The organism is Rhizobium sp. BK619 (assembly GCF_014195245.1).
Classification (GTDB): domain Bacteria; phylum Pseudomonadota; class Alphaproteobacteria; order Rhizobiales; family Rhizobiaceae; genus Rhizobium; species Rhizobium acidisoli.
In genome coordinates this window covers 247774-263449 of the sequence record NZ_JACIBH010000012.1, presented here as the reverse complement: position 1 = coordinate 263449, position 15676 = coordinate 247774, and the positions used below count along the sequence as shown (strand labels likewise).

The following is a 15676-nucleotide window of genomic DNA, read 5'->3' as shown; positions in this document are numbered from 1 at the left end:
AGGCACTTCCCCCGATCCCGGCAAACCATGACGATCACGACACCCGACACGCCCACCGCAAAGCCCCTGCTCGACTGGTACGACCGCCACCACCGCGATCTGCCCTGGCGCATCTCGCCTGGCATGGCGGCCGGCGGCGTCAAACCCGATCCCTATCGCGTCTGGCTTTCGGAGGTGATGCTGCAGCAGACGACGGTGCAGGCGGTCAAACCCTATTTCGCCAAGTTTCTGCAGCGCTGGCCTGAGGTCACCGATCTTGCCGCTGCCGAAAACGATGCCGTGATGGCGGCCTGGGCCGGGCTCGGCTATTACGCGCGGGCCCGCAACCTGAAGAAATGCGCCGAGGCGGTGGCGAAAGAGCATGGCGGCGTCTTTCCCGATACTGAGGAAGGGCTGAAGTCGCTGCCTGGCATCGGCGATTATACGGCGGCGGCCGTCGCCGCCATCGCCTTCAACCGGCAGGCGGCTGTGATGGACGGCAATGTCGAGCGGGTGATCTCCAGGCTTTATGCGATCGAAACGCCGCTTCCCGCGGGAAAGCCGCTGATGAAGGAAAAGGTGGCGCGGCTGACACCGGCGACGCGGCCCGGCGATTTCGCCCAGGCGATGATGGATCTCGGGGCGACGATCTGCACGCCGAAGCGGCCGGCCTGTTCGCTCTGTCCGTTCCGCGGCGCCTGCGCGGCGCTGAAACTTTCCGATCCCGAACTCTATCCGGTCAAGGCGGCGAAGAAGGAGAAGCCGGTGCGGCAGGGTGCGGCCTTCGTCGCGGTCACCGCCGACGGCGAGATCCTGCTCAGGCGGCGCGCCGAAAGCGGCCTGCTCGGCGGCATGACCGAGGTGCCGACAACGGCCTGGACGGCGCGGCTCGACGGCGAGACCTCGGCTGCGGCCGCGCCGTTCGAGGCGGCATGGCAGGCCTGCGGCACCGTCATCCATGTCTTCACCCATTTCGAACTCCGGCTGTCGATCTGGCGCACGGCGATCGCCGGCAAGGTGGATGACCGCCCGAATGACGGATGGTGGGAGCCGGTTACAAATCTTGAAGCGCAGGCACTGCCGACCATCATGAAAAAAGCGATCGCAGCGGCTATTCCTCTCGCGTTCAAAACATCCAAGGGATGACCATGACTACGACTGAGATAAAACATATCGTTTTCGATATCGGCAAAGTCCTTATTCATTACGATCCGCATCTTGCCTTCGCCCGCCTCATTCCCGACGAGACGGAGCGCAACTGGTTCTTCGCCAATATCTGCACCCATGACTGGAACATCGAGCAGGACCGCGGCCGCACCTGGGCGGAGGCCGAAGCGCTGCTGATTGCCGAACACCCGGCCCGCGAAGAGCATATCCGCGCCTTCCGCAAATACTGGCACGAGATGGTGCCGCACGCCTATGAGGACAGCGTCGCAATCATGGAAGGGCTGATTGCCGAAGGGCGCGATGTGACGATGCTCACCAACTTCGCCTCCGACACCTTCCGGGAGGCGCAGGCGCGTTTCCCCTTCCTCACCAAACCGCGCGGCGTCACCGTCTCCGGCGATGTCGGCCTGATCAAGCCGGATCTGGCGATCTACGAGACCCACACGAAAAGCTTCGGCCTCGATCCCAAGGCGACGATCTTCATCGACGATGCGCCGGTTAATGTCGAAGGCGCCAAGGAATTCGGCTGGAACGCCGTGCTTTTCTCTGGCGCGGACAAGCTGCGCAGCGATCTTGCCGCTTACGGCCTGAAGGTTTGAAGCCATGGCTTTCGATCCCGCCGAGGAAATCGACCGCTTTCACGCCGCCATCAACGCCCTCGACTTCGCCGCCATCGAGGCCTATTTCGCCGAGGATGCCGCCTATGTCTCGAACGGCGTCGGCAGCCTTGCGGGGCGGACCGAGATCATGGCCGCCTTCCGGAAATATTTCGACGATTATCCCGATCAGACGGCGGAAAATTCGCTGGTGGAGACCCTGACGCCGCTGTCCGGCCGGGCCGTCTGGTCGCTTCGCGCCACCCACAGCAAGACGGGCAAGGTGCTGATCCGCGAGGGCGAGGAGACAATCACCTTCAACGAAGAAGGCCGCATCATCTGCGTCGATGTCACCGACTACAAAGACTTCTGAAAATAGAAGACGCCCGGGGTTCGAGCCCCGGGCGCCTTGGCCTTCTTCCGCAACTGGAGGAAACCGGAAGAAGCTATTTCGATCCGCCGAAAGTGGTGCTCACTCCACTTTTGCCAGATCACTGCGGATGACGGACCTGAGATCGTCGATCGGGCGCAGGGACTGCCCGTCTTCGAAATGCCAGAAGGTCCATCCGTTGCAAGCATCGAGACCCTGCACCTTGGCGCCGAGACGATGAATGGAGCCGGCGTCGCCGCCTGAAGCCACGGTGCCGTCGGCGCGCACGATGGCGCTATAACGGCGTTTGGCATCGGTCAGCACTTGGCCGGGCTTGATCAGGCCGCTTTCGACCAGCACGTTGAAGGCGACGCGAACCTCGGCCTTCTTGCCGGTCATGACGGTCAGTTCCGCCTTCCCCAGCGGCTCGACGGCGGCGATGCGGGCCGAAGCCGCATCGATATAGTCCTGTTCGCGCTCGATGCCGACGAAGTGACGGCAGAGACGCTTGGCGACGGCACCCGTCGTTCCCGAACCGAAGAAGGGGTCGAGGACGATATCGCCTGGTTTGGTCGAGGCCATGATGACGCGGGCAAGCAAGGCTTCAGGCTTCTGCGTCGGATGCACCTTCTTGCCGTCCTCGCCCTTCAATCGCTCATTGCCGTTGCAGATCGGGAACAGCCAGTCGGAGCGCATCTGCACGTCGTCATTGGCGGCCTTCATCGCATCGTAATTGAAGGTATAGCCCTTGGCCTTGGCATTGGGGCTTGCCCAGATCATCGTCTCATGGGCGTTCTGGAAACGGCGGCCCTTGAAATTCGGCATCGGATTGGTCTTGCGCCAGATGATGTCGTTGAGGATCCAGAAGTTCAGATCCTGCAGCGTGGCGCCGACGCGGAAGATATTGTGATAGGAGCCGATCACCCAGATCGAACCCGTCGGCTTCAACACCCGCCGGCAGGCGAGCAGCCAGGCGCGGGTGAAGGCGTCATAGGCTTCGAAGGAAGCGAACTGATCCCATTCGTCATCGACGGCATCGACCAGCGACTGGTCGGGACGGTGCAGCGTTCCGCCGAGCTGGAGGTTATACGGCGGATCGGCAAAGATGATATCGACGGAGTGGGTCGGCAAAGCCTCAAGGGCACTGACGCAATCACCCTTGATGATCGTGTCGACCCAAGACCCCGGCCGGGAATCCGACCTGATGGAAGCCTTGAGGTCGGCAAGCGGAAAAACTGATGCCATTCTGATACTCACTCATACGCTTGACGCTTAACTCTCCGTTATGGTTACCCAACTTAGTTACCAAAGCCTGAAGCGGTGGTTGAATTCGGGAATTTATTGCGGACGGTATCGCCGCTGCCCCTCCTCACGCCGCATCGTGAACGCTGCGGCTGTCCTCCGGCGCCTCGTCGCGTTCGAACATGCCGTAATCGCGTACGACGCTGGCGATGCGCAGGCGATAGTCGGCGAAGATTCCGCCGCGGCCGGCTTGCTGGGCGGCCCTATGGGCTTCGAGGTTGCGCCATTTTTTGACCGCCTCCTCGTCGCGGAAGAAGGAGAGCGACAGCAGCTTGCCGCGGTTCGTCAGGCTCTCGAAACGCTCGATCGAGATGAAGCCGTCGATCTTTTCGAGCTCTGATCGCAACTCTCCGGCGAGGTCGAGATATTTATGGCGCTCGCCCATATAGGGCACGACTTCGAAGATGACGGCGATCATGGCAGCACCAGCTTGGCGTGAGGGGCGGAGACGCTCTTCAGGAAGATGCGATCCTCCTTGAGGATGAAACGCTCGCGCCTGGAAAATTCATAATTCTCACGGCCGAGCGGGTCGGCGGCCAATCGGGCGCGATAGGCTTCGTAGGCGGCGAGGCTTTCGATGTTGTAGACGCCGTAGGCCGTCGTCGCTGATCCCTCATGCGGGCCGAAATAACCGATCAGGTCGGCGCCATTCCTGGGGATCGCCTGGCCCCAGTTGCGGGCATATTCGGCAAAAGCCTCCTTCTTGAAAGGGTCGATCTCGTAGCGGATAAAGCAGGTAATCATCGGTTTCTCCTTGTGCTCTCCATCCTTTTCGCACATTGCCTGACGGCGATGCTTCGGTTACGATCGAAGTATGAAGGAAGGTCCTGACATTGCGCAGATCGGCGCGCTCATCGGCGATCCCGCCCGCGCCAACATGCTGGCGGCGCTGACGGGCGGGCGGGCGCTGACGGCGACCGAGCTTGCCGGCGTCGGCGGCATCACCGTGCAGACGGCGAGCACGCATCTTGCCAAGCTCGAAGCCGGCGGGCTGCTTGCCCAGCGCAAGCAGGGGCGTCACCGCTATTTCACCTTGGCCGACGAGGCCGTTGCCCGGCTGATCGAAAGCATGATGGGATTTGCCGCTGGACGCGGGCATCTGCGTCATCAGCCGGGGCCGAAAGAGCCGGCACTGCGCAAGGCGCGCATCTGTTACGATCATTTGGCCGGCGATTACGGCGTGCGCATGCTCGACAGCCTGATCGCCTCAGGCTCGATCGACGCGGTCGGAGACGGGCTGTCGCTGACCGATAAGGGCGAAAACAACCTCAAATGCATCGGCATCGATGTCGGCGACCTCCGATCCTCGCGCCGCCCGCTCTGCCGCTCCTGCCTCGACTGGAGCGAAAGGCGCGCCCATCTTGCCGGCAGCCTCGGGAAAGCCTTGCTTTCAAGCTTTCTCGACAAGGGCTGGGCGCGGCGCACGCCCGAAAGCCGCTCGGTCCTCTTCACCCCGGAAGGCGACCGGCAGTTTCTGAAGCTCTTTCCGATCGATGCATAGGTTTGCTGCGGATCTGCACAACCATTCAGCGCCATTCCGGCTGGTGCTGGCTATAGACCCCCGGCCTTCCACCCATCCTGCTGCCGCACATGCGCCCGCAGCGCCGCGAGTGTGAGCGCCAGTGCGGCGTGATTGCTTTCGGCTTCACCCAGCACGTTTTCGCCTTCCTCGATCTCGCGCAATTGCGCGCCGTAAAGGCAATCGTCAGACGCCTGGCCGCGGGCAAGGTGCCAGACCGCATCCGGCCGGATCTCCCGGCAGAGATCGATGGCGTGATTGACGTCGTGGGTGAACGGCCGCGCCATCAGGAAGCCGTGCTGCGACTTGATGCTGCTCGGCAGGTAATCATGGGGACCGTCGAAATCGTTCGGCTCGGCCGGCCGGAGCTGCTTCAACAAAAAGGCACAGGTGATGAAGGCGTCGATCCGGCCGTCGGGCATATCCGTCTTTTCCAGGGTTTCGATAATGTCCTCGATCGTCATGCAGGCTTCCTCTTGGTCGGTTCTTCGGCGTGCCGCCTCTCCTCTTCCCCATGGCGGCGGTGGCGTCCTCTTCCCCGAGCGCCATCTAGTGCGTGAGAATGCCAAAGGTAGTCCCGGGGCTGGAATGGGCCGGTGATCACGCGGATTTCATCGAATCGCACCCGCCTCGCTTGAGGCAACAGCCTGACGCGCACGTCCCGGTCGAGCGGTCTTTGATCTCGGCATAGCGGTCGGCCGCCAGACGGCATTCGTCGCCGGCTTTCGTGGACTGCCTGCCGCCTAGCAGCCCTTCTTCCTCATCTTCTTTTCGACCTTGGCCCGCCTCTCGGGACCATCACTGGCATGTTTTCCGCCGGTCAGCCCATGATCCATCATCGCCTGCAGCTGCGCACAACTGTGGTGCTTGCCGCCCTTGGCAGTGACGTCGGTGGATGTGAAGGCAAAAAGCAGCGCTACGGCTGCCACCGATCGAACAAGAGCTGAAAGCCTCATAGTCCCTCTCCTCTTGCCTTGCATGCTACGCTCAAGCCCTTGAGCCCGCAATGAGGATGGTGTCCGGATACTGGGTGTTCGGACGAGCCCGGCGGACGGGAAGCGCCCCTCGATGAAAACCCGTGTTAGCGCTCAGACCAAGGTCCGGCACCCCTCCGACTGAGGACCTAAGGGAGGAACAGTGGGGCCGAACCGAAGTTTGTCAGGCAGCTATTCATCCGCTCGGGATGCGATAGCCGCTCAAAAACAAACGGAGGATACATCATGATGAAACTAACCCATCTCGCCTTGGCAGCGGCATTTCTGGCCGGCACGGCCGTTTCCGGCTTTGCGCAATCGTCAAGCACGGTCGGCACCGGCGGTTCGTCGGCTGGCGGCGGAACTGCGAGCAGCACGGTTGGTACTGGTGGCAGCTCTGCCGGGGGCACCTGCCCCGCCGGCGCAACCAACTGCAATTCCGGCTCGTCCTCGACGGTCGGCACCGGCGGCTCGTCGGCCGGTGGCGGCACCTCGAGCAGCACTGTCGGCACCGGCGGCTCTGCCGCGGGTTCAGGCTCCGGCTCGGGTTCTGCTTCGACGCTCGGCACTGGCGGTTCCTCGGCTGGCGGCGGCACCTCGAGCAGCTCGGTCGGCACCGGCGGTTCTGCCGCGGGATCGGGCGATGCGAACTCGGCCTCGAGTGTCGGAACCGGCGCCTCGTCGGCGGACGGCGACAAGACGGGCAGCACCGTCGGCACCGGCGGCAGTGCGGCTGGAACCTCCCATGACAGCAAGGGCAAGAAGGGCTGCGCGCCCGGCCAGGTCAAGAAGGATGCCGCCGGCACCAAGGGCTGCTGACGCTATCGGCCGGCGCCTTTGTGGCGTCGGCCAAACCCTTGGAGATAAGACAATGACCCAACTTTCCACAATCGCACTCAGCACTTGCCTGGTCTTGATCGCCGGGCAGACGATGTCGGAGGAGATCAAGCTCGACGACGGAACGACATGCACGATCGTCCAGTCCCAAGCGGGAGATATGTCCACCACCGTCACGGCCGGCAACGGGCACGTGTCTTCGTCGACCACAACAGGCAGCGGCTCGGCCGGTTCCTCCTCTTCATCCGCCTCCGCCGGCTCGTCGGCGGGATCGGGAAGCGTCGACAGCTTTTCGACGGCAAGCATCACAAGACCCGACGGCACCGTCATCACCAAACGTTCCGACGGCACCTGCTCAATGACGAAACCGACGAAATAGGAGAGGACGATGAAACATCTCAATCTTATCGCAGCCGCCTCGATCGCGCTGCTCGCCTCGAGTTCGGCGGTTCCTGCAGAGGATTGCAACGCGGCCGGTACCGTCGGCACGGGCGGAAGCGCTGCGGCCGGCGGCACGTCGGCGAGCTCGGTCGGCACCGCAGGCACCTGCCGGACCGACGGCGGCACGACCTCCTCGATCGGATCGGGGGGAAGTGCAGCCACCATCGATGGCAAGGCGCAAAGCAAGACCCATCTCAACGATCATGGCGACAAGCTCAAGGCACAAACCAAGGCGCAGGCCGTCGACAAGGGGACGTTCAGCAAGTCCCGCACGAAGACCAGCACCGACGGCAGCTCGCTGGAAAGCACGACCCGCACCATGTCGCATGTTCCCGGCGAGAAGCCGGTCAAGAATACCACCAATCAGAAGATCATCCTGCCGGAACAGTAGGTTAGATGGGCTCGCCTCACGCAAGCAAGGGCGAGCCCTTGGCCTTGGCGCAATGGCCTCCGGTGCTTAAAGCCCGTCTTTCTCCAGCGCATTCAACTGCTCATCGCACGAGGCAAACACTACAACCTGTTGTTTTTACGCGGCTTAGCGCGGTCTCGCTGAGAAATCATTAAGCATGTTCCGATAATCTCAGGTTCTACATTAACGTGAGAGCCCCGACATGGCGTCGATCCAGCATAAGATCATCATTGCAAGCATCGCGATTTTCGCCTTGGCGGGCGGGGCCACAGGGGTCGGCATCTGGTCTGCCTCTACCCTGTCGGCCAACAGCGCCGATGTCGCTCAGTCGGCGCAAATTCTGCGCAACCACATGCAGGCCGATATGATGCATGACGCGTTGCGCGCCGACGTGCTCGCCTCCCTGCTGGCATCCAACCCGGCGGCAGGCATAGACGCCGCCGCGGTGAAGGCGGATCTGGCGGAGCACGAGGCATCGTTCCGCGAGATGATCGACGCCAATAAGGCGCTTGTCTCCGACGCAAAAACGAAAGCGGTCCTTGCCGACATCGAACGGCCCCTTCTCGTCTATGTCGACAGCGCCACCAAGATGGTCGATCTTGCGGGCAAGGATTCGGCGGCAGCGTTGAAGGCGCTGCCGGAATTCATGCAGCAGTTCTCGACATTGGAAACGGCCATGGAACAGGCCGGCGATCAGATCACCGCCGTATCGGATGATATTTCCAAGCGTAGCGCCGACATCAAAGCCTCGGTCGATATCACTCTCAAAGCCCTTCTGGCCTCGGCCGCGTTGTTCGCCTTCGGCCTTTATTTCCTGACCCGCAAAACCGTCACCAAGCCGATCCTTTCGCTTTCCAACGATATGCAAAGGCTCGCCGGCGGTGACACCGCCATTGCCTGCAGCGGGATCGGCCGCACTGACGAAATCGGCACGATGGCATCGGCTGTCGAAATCTTCCGCCAGGCGGCGATTACCAATAAGCAGCTCGAGCAGGATGCAGAAACCGCTCGCCTGCAGGGCGAAACCGAGCGGGTCACGGCTCGCAAGCAGGCGGACGAAGATGCGGCCGAACGGCTGCGGGCAGCAACATCCGGTCTTGCCGCCGGCCTGAAGCGGCTTGCCTCCGGCGATCTCGCCTTCCAGATCGAAGAGCCCTTTGCCCCCGACTTCGAGAGCCTCCGGCATGATTTCAACATGTCGATCCGCCAGCTCGATCAGACGCTCGGCGCCATCGCCACGGCCATTGCCGCGATCGACGAAGGCACAAGGGAAATTGCCTCCGGGGCCGGCGACCTGTCGAAACGCACCGAACAGCAGGCGGCCTCGCTCGAACAAACCGCCGCAGCGCTCGATCAGATCACCGCCAATGTCTCGAACTCCAGCAAGCGCACCGACGAGGCGCGCACCGAGGCGACGGACGCCAATCGCAATGCCGCCAAATCGGCGGAGGTCGTATCGCATGCCGAAGAGGCCATGCGCCGCATCGAGGCCTCGTCGCAGCAGATCTCCAGCATCATCGGCGTAATCGACGAAATCGCCTTCCAGACCAACCTGCTGGCCCTGAACGCCGGCGTCGAAGCTGCGCGCGCCGGCGAAGCCGGCAAGGGCTTTGCCGTCGTTGCCCAGGAAGTCCGCGAACTCGCCCAACGCTCGGCGCAGGCGGCCAAGGAAATCAAGGGCCACATCCAGAAATCGTCGGTGGAAGTGGAAAGCGGCGTCAAGCTGGTTCTCGACACCAGCCAGGTTCTGAGCGCCATCAGCGAGCAGATCGCCCGTATCAACCAGCACATGGATGCCATCGCCGTATCGGCAAGAGAGCAGTCGACCGGCCTTGCCGAAGTCAATACCGCCGTCAATTCGATGGATCACGTGACCCAGCAGAATGCGGCAATGGTCGAGCAATCGACCGCCGCATCCGGCCATCTCGCTCAGGAAGCCGCCAAGCTGCGCGAACTCGTGTCCCGCTTCAAGCTGCGTGCGACTGCTTCGACGCAATTCGCACGACGGGCGGCGTGACGGCTTCTCTCCGCTCACCATTGTTCACGCCTGCGATTTCGGCGGTCTGAAATGATCGCCGTTCGCCGCTCGATCCCCTCCTCCTCAGCGGTCGCCGAACCTGCCGCGCCGACTTGATATCTATATCACGGAGTAATATATAAATTGCCGGTGAGAATTCTGAAGGATTTGGAATTCGATGACTGGGCCGACGATTACGACGTGACCGACGCCATGTTGTGCACTGCCGCTAGGGAGATCGAAGCCGGATTGATCGATGCCAGATTGGGCGGCTTTCTTCTCAAGAAGCGAGTGGCGGCTCCAGGGCGCGGCAAACGTGGAAGCTATCGGGCGATCGTTGGCTATCGTCAGGCCGACAGGCTTATTTTCATATACGGCTTCGCCAAGAATGAGACGGACAATATCACCAGGAAAGAGAAGGAAGCCCTTCGAAAACTATGTGATATCTACATGCGCGCCGATGACAAGACGCTTGCCGAGATGATCGAGAAGAGACAGATACTGGAGGTCCAGTGCCATGAGCAGGATTCTTAAGAACGTCCATAAGTCTGCTGCGCGACTGCACGAAGCCGGCTTTGTCGACGATGTGACGATGAGGGAGTTCGACGCCCTTTGCCTCCCTCCCCTTCGTGACTATACGCCCGAGGAAATCAAGAGGATTCGAAACGCAAACAAAGTCAGCCAGGCGGTGTTTGCCGAGTTCATCAACGTCAAGAAAATCACCGTTGCCGCATGGGAACAGGGAACGAAGAAGCCCAGCAGCACGGCCATCAAGATCCTTGATCTTGTCGAACGAAAAGGGCTGGAAGTGCTGCGATAGCAGCTTGTTGACCGGAAAGGATTGTCCGTCTTGTGCCGGCACCAACAGCGGCCGATCCGGCAGCGACCACGGAGCCGGTCGCTTGCCGCATCGCAGCCATGCTTGAGATCCGGTTGAGCTTTGGGCGGGCATCGTGTAAAGCCGCTGCATCCCCGGACAAGACCCAGATTTCCAGCAAGGCGTGAACATATGAACGGCTTCGATCTCATTATCTTCGATTGCGACGGCGTGCTCGTCGATTCCGAAATCATCGCCGCAGAAGTCGAATCCGCGCTTCTGACGGAGGCCGGATATCCGATCGGCGTCGAGGAAATGGGCGAACGTTTCGCCGGCATGACATGGCGCAACATCCTGCTGCAGATCGAGCGCGAAGCGAGCATTCCGTTTTCGGCCTCGCTGCTTGAGAAGTCCGAGCAACTGCTCGACACCAGGCTGGCAAATGACGTCAACGCCATTCCGGGCGTCGAATTCGCCGTCTCAAGGCTCTCGATGAAGCGCTGCATCTGCTCGAATTCGAGCAGCAAGCGGCTCGACATGATGCTCGGCAAGGTGGGGCTGAAGCCGCTGTTTGCCCCCAATATCTTTTCCGCCAAGGATCTCGGCCCCGACCGGGCCAAGCCGAAGCCCGACATCTTCCTGCACGGCGCAAGCCAGATGGGTGTCTCGCCCGACAAGGTGGTCGTCGTCGAGGATTCCGTGCACGGCGTGCATGCGGCGCGCGCCGCCGGCATGCGCGTCATCGGCTTCACCGGCGCCTCGCACAGCTATCCCGCCCATGCCGACAAGCTGACCGATGCCGGCGCCGAAACGGCGATCTCCCGCATGAACGACCTGCCTGGTGTCGTCGCCGCGCTTGCGGCCTGGGAAGGCGTGCTTTAGGCCTTAGGCGCTGGGCCATCGCACCCGCCCTTTTGCCAGGAACCGGGCAAATAACAGGCGGCAACTCCAATAATCCGCAGCACACTTGCGGCCCTTGCCGCACACGCTCCCCCACCCTCCGTCGTTCTCGGGCTTGACCCGAGGACCCATGGCCGCAAGCACGTCGTTTCCTGTTGAACTGGCAAGGCGACGCGAACAGAAATCAAGCGGGGGGCTCGTGGCGTGGATACTCGGGTCAAGCCCGAGTATGACGGAGAGTGGGGAGAGCGACCGGCAAGAGGCGAGATGTCTGGAGGAATTCCAGCAAATGCGCGGGCGGTTTTGCGGGGAATCGCGGATATCACTGGCGGCAACTCCAAGAAAATTACCCCACATTGCGGCCCTTGCCGCACACGCTCCCCCACCCTCCGTCGTTCTCGGGCTTGACCCGAGGACCCATGGCCGCAAGCACGTCGTTCCTGTTGAATTGGCAAGGCGACGCGAACAGAAATCAAGCGGGGGGCTCGTGGCGTGGATACTCGGGTCAAGCCCGAGTATGACGGAGAGTGGGGAGAGCGACCGGCAAGAGGCGAGATGTCTGGAAGAATTCCAGCAAATGCGCGGGCGGTTTTGCGTGGGAATCGGGCGAACATCAACTACCACAAACCGCGGCGTCTGCGGCACCTGCCGCCCTCGCTCCCCCACGCTCCGTCGTCCTCGGGCTTGACCCGAGGACCATGCGGGCGGCTTTAGCTGTTCTTCTTGGTCTTTGCCGCCTGGGTGTCGAAGCCGATGTTGACGCGCACCAGGGCGCCGGCGCCGACCGGCATTTTGATGCCGTCCTTGCGGAAGATCACCTGGGTGCCCGGCGCGCCTGCCGGGATCTCGGTCGGGAATTTGGTGACTTCGGAATAGAGCACGTTCTCGCCGTCGAGGATGGTGACGCGGATCGGCAGCGTCACCGGGCCGGGGGCGCCGGCCGGGCCGGTGATGAGGCGCAGCTGGGCAACCACCGTCATCGTCAGGTTCGTATCGTTCAGCGTGCACTGGCGGGTGTAATCGCCGAAGGAAGCCTGGAAGACGATCTGCTGCGCATCGTCCTTCTTGCCCTTGGCATAGGTGCGGAAGATCGCATCCTGATCGCGCATGAAGATCTGCGGGCAGGCGCCCTGGACGACGGGGGCGACGGCGCCCTGCGCGGTCTTGGCGGTGCCGATCGAAGGATTGTTCGAGGTTGGGTTGGCGGGCGCCAGCGGCATGATCTGGGCGGTGCCGTTTGGCTGTGCCGGCGCCGCCGACTTGCTGTCGCCGCCGATGCCGAGCGTATCGCAGCTGGCGAGCAGGGCAAGAATGGAAGCGGAGACGATGAGACGCGAGACCTTGCCGAGCACTATGTTCCACCCTTTGCACAAGCGTTTCTTGGAGGCCCCATGTCTTTTGCGCGGGGCCTTTCATGACGGTTTGCGATGGTCTATATCAGCGGCGCAAACAAAAATCGATTGGGTACGCGCCGTTTTGATGCACTTTTCGCCCCCGGATGCGGGCAACTTCAACAAGATAACGGCGATGGTATGGCCGCAAGCGCATCCCTCGCCGGTTTCCGGCTGCGCGAGCCACGGCCCGGCCCGGCCGAATTTCCTCAAGCGATAGATCAAGGATGACCAAGGTGGACTATATCTCGACCCGCGGCGAGGCCCCCGCCCTCGGCTTTTGCGACGCCCTGCTGACGGGCCTGGCGCGCGATGGCGGGCTCTATGTTCCCCGTGAATGGCCGCAGTTTTCGAAGAAAGAAATCCGCGCGCTCAGGGGCAAGACCTATCAGGAAATCGCCTTCACCATCCTTTCGCCCTTCACCAATGGCGAGATCCCCGAGGCGACCTTCCGGGCGATGATCGACGAGGCCTACGGCACCTTCCGCCATCCGGCGATCGCCCCGCTCGTCCAGACCGGGCCGAACAGTTTTGTCATGGAGCTGTTCCACGGCACGACGCTTGCCTTCAAGGATGTGGCGATGCAGCTGCTCGCACGGCTGATGGATTATGCGCTTGAGAAGCGCGGCGAGCGGGCGACGATTGTCGGCGCAACCTCCGGCGATACCGGCGGGGCGGCGATCGACGCCTTTGCCGGGCGCGAGCGCACCGACATCTTCATTCTCTTCCCGCATGGCAAGGTCTCGCCGGTGCAGCAGCGGCAGATGACGACGTCGACGGCCGCCAATGTGCATGCGCTTGCCGTCGAGGGCAATTTCGACGATTGCCAGAACCTGGTGAAGGCGATGTTCAACGACGCGGCGTTCCGCGACAAGGTCAATCTCTCCGGCGTCAACTCGATCAACTGGGCGCGCATCATGGCCCAGATCGTCTATTATTTCACGACCGCGGTGGCCTTGGGCGGGCCGGACCGGAAGATCTCGTTCACGGTGCCGACCGGCAATTTCGGCGACATCTTCGCCGGCTACTGCGCCAAGCGCATGGGGCTGCCGATCGACCGGCTGGTGATTGCCACCAACGAAAACGACATTCTGGCGCGGACACTGAAGACCGGCCGCTACGACATGAAGGCTGTGAAGGCGACGAGCTCGCCGTCGATGGACATCCAGATCTCGTCAAATTTCGAACGGCTGCTGTTCGAAGCCTATGGGCGCGACGCCTCGAAGGTGCGCGCGGCCATGGAAAGCCTCAAACAATCCAACGGCTTCGAGATCGGCGCGCAGGCGCTGAAGGCGATCCGCCGCGACTTCCGGGCCGGCCGCGCCAGCGAGAAACAAGTGGCCGAGACGATCCGCACGACCCATGCCGAGACTGGCTATCTGCTCGATCCGCATTCGGCGATCGGCGTCTTCGTCGCCAGCAAGAAGGAAAAGCCGAATACGCCGATGGTGACGCTTTCGACCGCGCATCCGGCGAAATTCCCCGCCGCCGTAAAATCGGCCTGCGGTATTGACCCGGCGCTTCCGACGTGGCTTGCTGATCTGATGCACAGGGAGGAGCGCTTCCAGATCATCGAACCGGAGCTGAAAGCCGTAGAGACCTTTATCGGCAAACACGCCCGCGGCAAGACGACGGCAGGCGCAGAAAGATAGCCAATGACAGTTGAGTGCACCCGGCTGAAATCCGGGCTGACAGTAGTGACAGAAACCATGCCGCACCTTGAAAGCGTTGCGCTCGGAGTCTGGATCAAATCGGGATCGCGTAACGAGACGGCAGACGAGCACGGCATCGCCCACCTGCTCGAACACATGGCCTTCAAGGGAACGGGACGCCGCAGCGCCCGCCAGATCGCCGAGGAGATCGAGGATGTGGGCGGCGAGGTCAATGCCGCCACATCGACCGAAACGACCTCCTACTACGCCCGCGTGCTGAAAGACCACGTGCCGCTCGCCGTCGATATCCTCGCCGACATCCTGACGGAATCGGCCTTCGAGGAGGAAGAGCTGGAGCGTGAGAAGCAGGTGATCCTGCAGGAGATCAATGCCGCCAACGACACGCCCGACGACGTGGTGTTCGACCGGTTCTCCGAAGTCGCCTATCGCGACCAGACGCTCGGCCGGGCGATCCTCGGCACGCCGGAGACCGTCGTCTCCTTCACCCCGCAGCAGATCCGCGGCTATCTCGGCCGCAACTACACGACCGACCGCATGTTCGTCGTCGCCACCGGCGCCGTCGAGCATGACGAATTCCTGCGCATGGTCGAGGATCGTTTCGCCAGCCTGCCGAGCGAGCCTTCGGCGCCGCCGGTCATGGAAGCGGCGCGTTATATCGGCGGCAGCGTGCGCGAACCGCGCGACCTGATGGACGCGCAGATCCTGCTCGGTTTCGAGGGCAAACCCTATCACGCCCGCGATTTCTACTGCTCGCAGATCCTCGCCAATATCCTCGGCGGCGGCATGTCCTCCAGGCTGTTCCAGGAGGTGCGCGAGTTCCGCGGTCTCTGTTATTCCGTCTATGCCTTCCACTGGGGCTTTTCCGACACCGGCATCTTCGGCATTCATGCCGCGACCGGCGGCGAAAACCTGCCGCAGCTGGTGCCCGTCATCATCGACGAGCTGCACAAATCCGCCGATCAGATCCACCAGAAGGAAATCGAGCGCGCCCGCGCCCAGATCCGCGCCCAACTGCTGATGGGCCAGGAAAGCCCGGCCTCGCGCGCCGGCCAGATCGCCAGGCAGATGATGCTTTACGGCCGGCCGATCTCCAATATGGAGATGATGGAACGGCTTGAGGGCATCACCATCGAGCGGCTGACGGATCTCGCCGGCCGGCTGTTCTACGACACGGTGCCGACGCTTTCGGCGATCGGTCCGCTGGAACAGCTCGCGCCGATGGAAGACATCACCGCTTCGCTTTCGGTCCCGGCACCGAAGACGATGCAGGCCGGCCGCTGAGCC

At 62.3% G+C, this 15676-nt stretch carries 20 protein-coding genes; 14 read left to right on the top strand and 6 right to left on the bottom strand.

Annotated features, from left to right (window positions below; translation table 11 throughout):
* Positions 1-27: 27 nt before the first annotated feature.
* From mutY to FHX14_RS23525, 3 genes are read left to right on the top strand one after another with little or no spacing between them, the layout of a single operon-like run.
* A complete protein-coding gene (gene mutY, locus FHX14_RS23535; RefSeq protein WP_184378992.1) occupies positions 28-1125 on the top strand; it encodes an A/G-specific adenine glycosylase in 1098 nt (365 codons plus the stop codon).
* Positions 1122-1745, top strand: coding sequence for an HAD family phosphatase (locus FHX14_RS23530; RefSeq protein WP_184378990.1), 624 nt, complete (start codon positions 1122-1124; stop codon positions 1743-1745). The genes mutY and FHX14_RS23530 overlap by 4 nt, the downstream gene beginning before the upstream one ends.
* Positions 1746-1749: 4 nt before the next feature.
* Positions 1750-2115: a nuclear transport factor 2 family protein gene (locus FHX14_RS23525; RefSeq protein ID WP_184378988.1), complete on the top strand. Its 366-nt coding sequence runs from the start codon at positions 1750-1752 to the stop codon at positions 2113-2115.
* A 99-nt stretch (positions 2116-2214) separates the two neighbouring features.
* On the opposite strand, the gene FHX14_RS23520 is transcribed toward FHX14_RS23525, so the two are convergent.
* From FHX14_RS23520 to FHX14_RS23510, 3 genes are all read right to left on the bottom strand, one after another.
* Positions 2215-3357, bottom strand: coding sequence for a site-specific DNA-methyltransferase (locus FHX14_RS23520; protein WP_184378986.1), 1143 nt, complete (start codon positions 3355-3357; stop codon positions 2215-2217).
* 124 nt (positions 3358-3481) lie between these two features.
* Complete coding sequence (locus tag FHX14_RS23515) at positions 3482-3832, bottom strand: antibiotic biosynthesis monooxygenase (protein ID WP_184378984.1); 351 nt, start codon at positions 3830-3832, stop codon at positions 3482-3484.
* Positions 3829-4158 (bottom strand): NIPSNAP family protein, encoded by a 330-nt coding sequence (locus FHX14_RS23510; RefSeq protein WP_012556844.1) that lies wholly within the window; start codon positions 4156-4158, stop codon positions 3829-3831. Before FHX14_RS23510 ends, FHX14_RS23515 begins: the two co-directional genes overlap by 4 nt.
* A gap of 70 nt (positions 4159-4228) precedes the next feature.
* Between FHX14_RS23510 and FHX14_RS23505 the strand changes: the two genes are divergently transcribed.
* Positions 4229-4915: a metalloregulator ArsR/SmtB family transcription factor gene (locus tag FHX14_RS23505; RefSeq protein ID WP_184378982.1), complete on the top strand. Its 687-nt coding sequence runs from the start codon at positions 4229-4231 to the stop codon at positions 4913-4915.
* Between the two features lie 50 nt (positions 4916-4965).
* Here the strand turns inward: FHX14_RS23505 and FHX14_RS23500 are convergent, their stop codons facing one another.
* Both FHX14_RS23500 and FHX14_RS23495 read right to left on the bottom strand, forming a co-directional pair.
* Complete coding sequence (locus FHX14_RS23500) at positions 4966-5397, bottom strand: hypothetical protein (protein WP_003588038.1); 432 nt, start codon at positions 5395-5397, stop codon at positions 4966-4968.
* 279 nt (positions 5398-5676) lie between these two features.
* Positions 5677-5889, bottom strand: a complete 213-nt coding sequence (locus FHX14_RS23495) for a hypothetical protein (RefSeq protein ID WP_184378980.1) — start codon at positions 5887-5889, stop codon at positions 5677-5679.
* A 264-nt stretch (positions 5890-6153) separates the two neighbouring features.
* Between FHX14_RS23495 and FHX14_RS23490 the strand changes: the two genes are divergently transcribed.
* The 7 genes from FHX14_RS23490 (at position 6154) to FHX14_RS23460 (ending at position 11310) form a co-directional block, all read left to right on the top strand.
* The gene (locus FHX14_RS23490) at positions 6154-6726 is read left to right on the top strand and encodes a hypothetical protein (protein ID WP_179611466.1); all 573 of its coding nucleotides are present in this window, start codon (positions 6154-6156) and stop codon (positions 6724-6726) included.
* A gap of 52 nt (positions 6727-6778) precedes the next feature.
* Positions 6779-7123: a hypothetical protein gene (locus FHX14_RS23485; protein WP_003588042.1), complete on the top strand. Its 345-nt coding sequence runs from the start codon at positions 6779-6781 to the stop codon at positions 7121-7123.
* A gap of 9 nt (positions 7124-7132) precedes the next feature.
* Positions 7133-7576, top strand: coding sequence for a hypothetical protein (locus FHX14_RS23480; RefSeq protein WP_184378978.1), 444 nt, complete (start codon positions 7133-7135; stop codon positions 7574-7576).
* 220 nt (positions 7577-7796) lie between these two features.
* Positions 7797-9611, top strand: a complete 1815-nt coding sequence (locus FHX14_RS23475; RefSeq protein ID WP_184378976.1) for a methyl-accepting chemotaxis protein — start codon at positions 7797-7799, stop codon at positions 9609-9611.
* A gap of 150 nt (positions 9612-9761) precedes the next feature.
* Entirely contained in the window at positions 9762-10145 is a 384-nt protein-coding gene (locus FHX14_RS23470; RefSeq protein WP_348649266.1) for a type II toxin-antitoxin system RelE/ParE family toxin, read from the top strand.
* Positions 10129-10431 (top strand): DNA-binding transcriptional regulator, encoded by a 303-nt coding sequence (locus FHX14_RS23465; RefSeq protein WP_012556837.1) that lies wholly within the window; start codon positions 10129-10131, stop codon positions 10429-10431. The genes FHX14_RS23470 and FHX14_RS23465 overlap by 17 nt, the downstream gene beginning before the upstream one ends.
* Before the next feature lie 189 nt (positions 10432-10620).
* The gene (locus FHX14_RS23460; protein WP_184378972.1) at positions 10621-11310 is read left to right on the top strand and encodes an HAD family hydrolase; all 690 of its coding nucleotides are present in this window, start codon (positions 10621-10623) and stop codon (positions 11308-11310) included.
* Positions 11311-12038: 728 nt separating this feature from the next.
* On the opposite strand, the gene FHX14_RS23455 is transcribed toward FHX14_RS23460, so the two are convergent.
* Positions 12039-12683 (bottom strand): hypothetical protein, encoded by a 645-nt coding sequence (locus FHX14_RS23455; RefSeq protein ID WP_172643301.1) that lies wholly within the window; start codon positions 12681-12683, stop codon positions 12039-12041.
* A gap of 72 nt (positions 12684-12755) precedes the next feature.
* Between FHX14_RS23455 and FHX14_RS23450 the strand changes: the two genes are divergently transcribed.
* Genes FHX14_RS23450 through FHX14_RS23440 form a run of 3 tightly spaced genes read left to right on the top strand, consistent with a single transcriptional unit; the run spans position 12756 to position 15673 of the window.
* Positions 12756-12950 carry a hypothetical protein gene (locus tag FHX14_RS23450; protein ID WP_167315871.1) on the top strand — a complete coding sequence of 65 codons (195 nt, stop codon included), beginning with the start codon at positions 12756-12758 and terminating at the stop codon, positions 12948-12950.
* Positions 12947-14371 (top strand): threonine synthase, encoded by a 1425-nt coding sequence (gene thrC / locus FHX14_RS23445; RefSeq protein WP_184378970.1) that lies wholly within the window; start codon positions 12947-12949, stop codon positions 14369-14371. Before FHX14_RS23450 ends, thrC begins: the two co-directional genes overlap by 4 nt.
* Positions 14372-14374: 3 nt before the next feature.
* Positions 14375-15673, top strand: a complete 1299-nt coding sequence (locus FHX14_RS23440) for a pitrilysin family protein (protein ID WP_003588058.1) — start codon at positions 14375-14377, stop codon at positions 15671-15673.
* Positions 15674-15676: the final 3 nt, after the last annotated feature.

Coding starts and splice junctions, on each gene's coding strand:
- mutY (WP_184378992.1), top strand. CDS start 28: ATGACGATCACGACACCCGACACGCCCACCGCAAAGCCCCTGCTCGAC.
- FHX14_RS23530 (WP_184378990.1), top strand. CDS start 1,122: ATGACCATGACTACGACTGAGATAAAACATATCGTTTTCGATATCGGC.
- FHX14_RS23525 (WP_184378988.1), top strand. CDS start 1,750: ATGGCTTTCGATCCCGCCGAGGAAATCGACCGCTTTCACGCCGCCATC.
- FHX14_RS23520 (WP_184378986.1), bottom strand. CDS start 3,357: ATGGCATCAGTTTTTCCGCTTGCCGACCTCAAGGCTTCCATCAGGTCG.
- FHX14_RS23515 (WP_184378984.1), bottom strand. CDS start 3,832: ATGATCGCCGTCATCTTCGAAGTCGTGCCCTATATGGGCGAGCGCCAT.
- FHX14_RS23510 (WP_012556844.1), bottom strand. CDS start 4,158: ATGATTACCTGCTTTATCCGCTACGAGATCGACCCTTTCAAGAAGGAG.
- FHX14_RS23505 (WP_184378982.1), top strand. CDS start 4,229: ATGAAGGAAGGTCCTGACATTGCGCAGATCGGCGCGCTCATCGGCGAT.
- FHX14_RS23500 (WP_003588038.1), bottom strand. CDS start 5,397: ATGACGATCGAGGACATTATCGAAACCCTGGAAAAGACGGATATGCCC.
- FHX14_RS23495 (WP_184378980.1), bottom strand. CDS start 5,889: ATGAGGCTTTCAGCTCTTGTTCGATCGGTGGCAGCCGTAGCGCTGCTT.
- FHX14_RS23490 (WP_179611466.1), top strand. CDS start 6,154: ATGATGAAACTAACCCATCTCGCCTTGGCAGCGGCATTTCTGGCCGGC.
- FHX14_RS23485 (WP_003588042.1), top strand. CDS start 6,779: ATGACCCAACTTTCCACAATCGCACTCAGCACTTGCCTGGTCTTGATC.
- FHX14_RS23480 (WP_184378978.1), top strand. CDS start 7,133: ATGAAACATCTCAATCTTATCGCAGCCGCCTCGATCGCGCTGCTCGCC.
- FHX14_RS23475 (WP_184378976.1), top strand. CDS start 7,797: ATGGCGTCGATCCAGCATAAGATCATCATTGCAAGCATCGCGATTTTC.
- FHX14_RS23465 (WP_012556837.1), top strand. CDS start 10,129: ATGAGCAGGATTCTTAAGAACGTCCATAAGTCTGCTGCGCGACTGCAC.
- FHX14_RS23460 (WP_184378972.1), top strand. CDS start 10,621: ATGAACGGCTTCGATCTCATTATCTTCGATTGCGACGGCGTGCTCGTC.
- FHX14_RS23450 (WP_167315871.1), top strand. CDS start 12,756: ATGGTCTATATCAGCGGCGCAAACAAAAATCGATTGGGTACGCGCCGT.
- thrC (WP_184378970.1), top strand. CDS start 12,947: ATGACCAAGGTGGACTATATCTCGACCCGCGGCGAGGCCCCCGCCCTC.
- FHX14_RS23440 (WP_003588058.1), top strand. CDS start 14,375: ATGACAGTTGAGTGCACCCGGCTGAAATCCGGGCTGACAGTAGTGACA.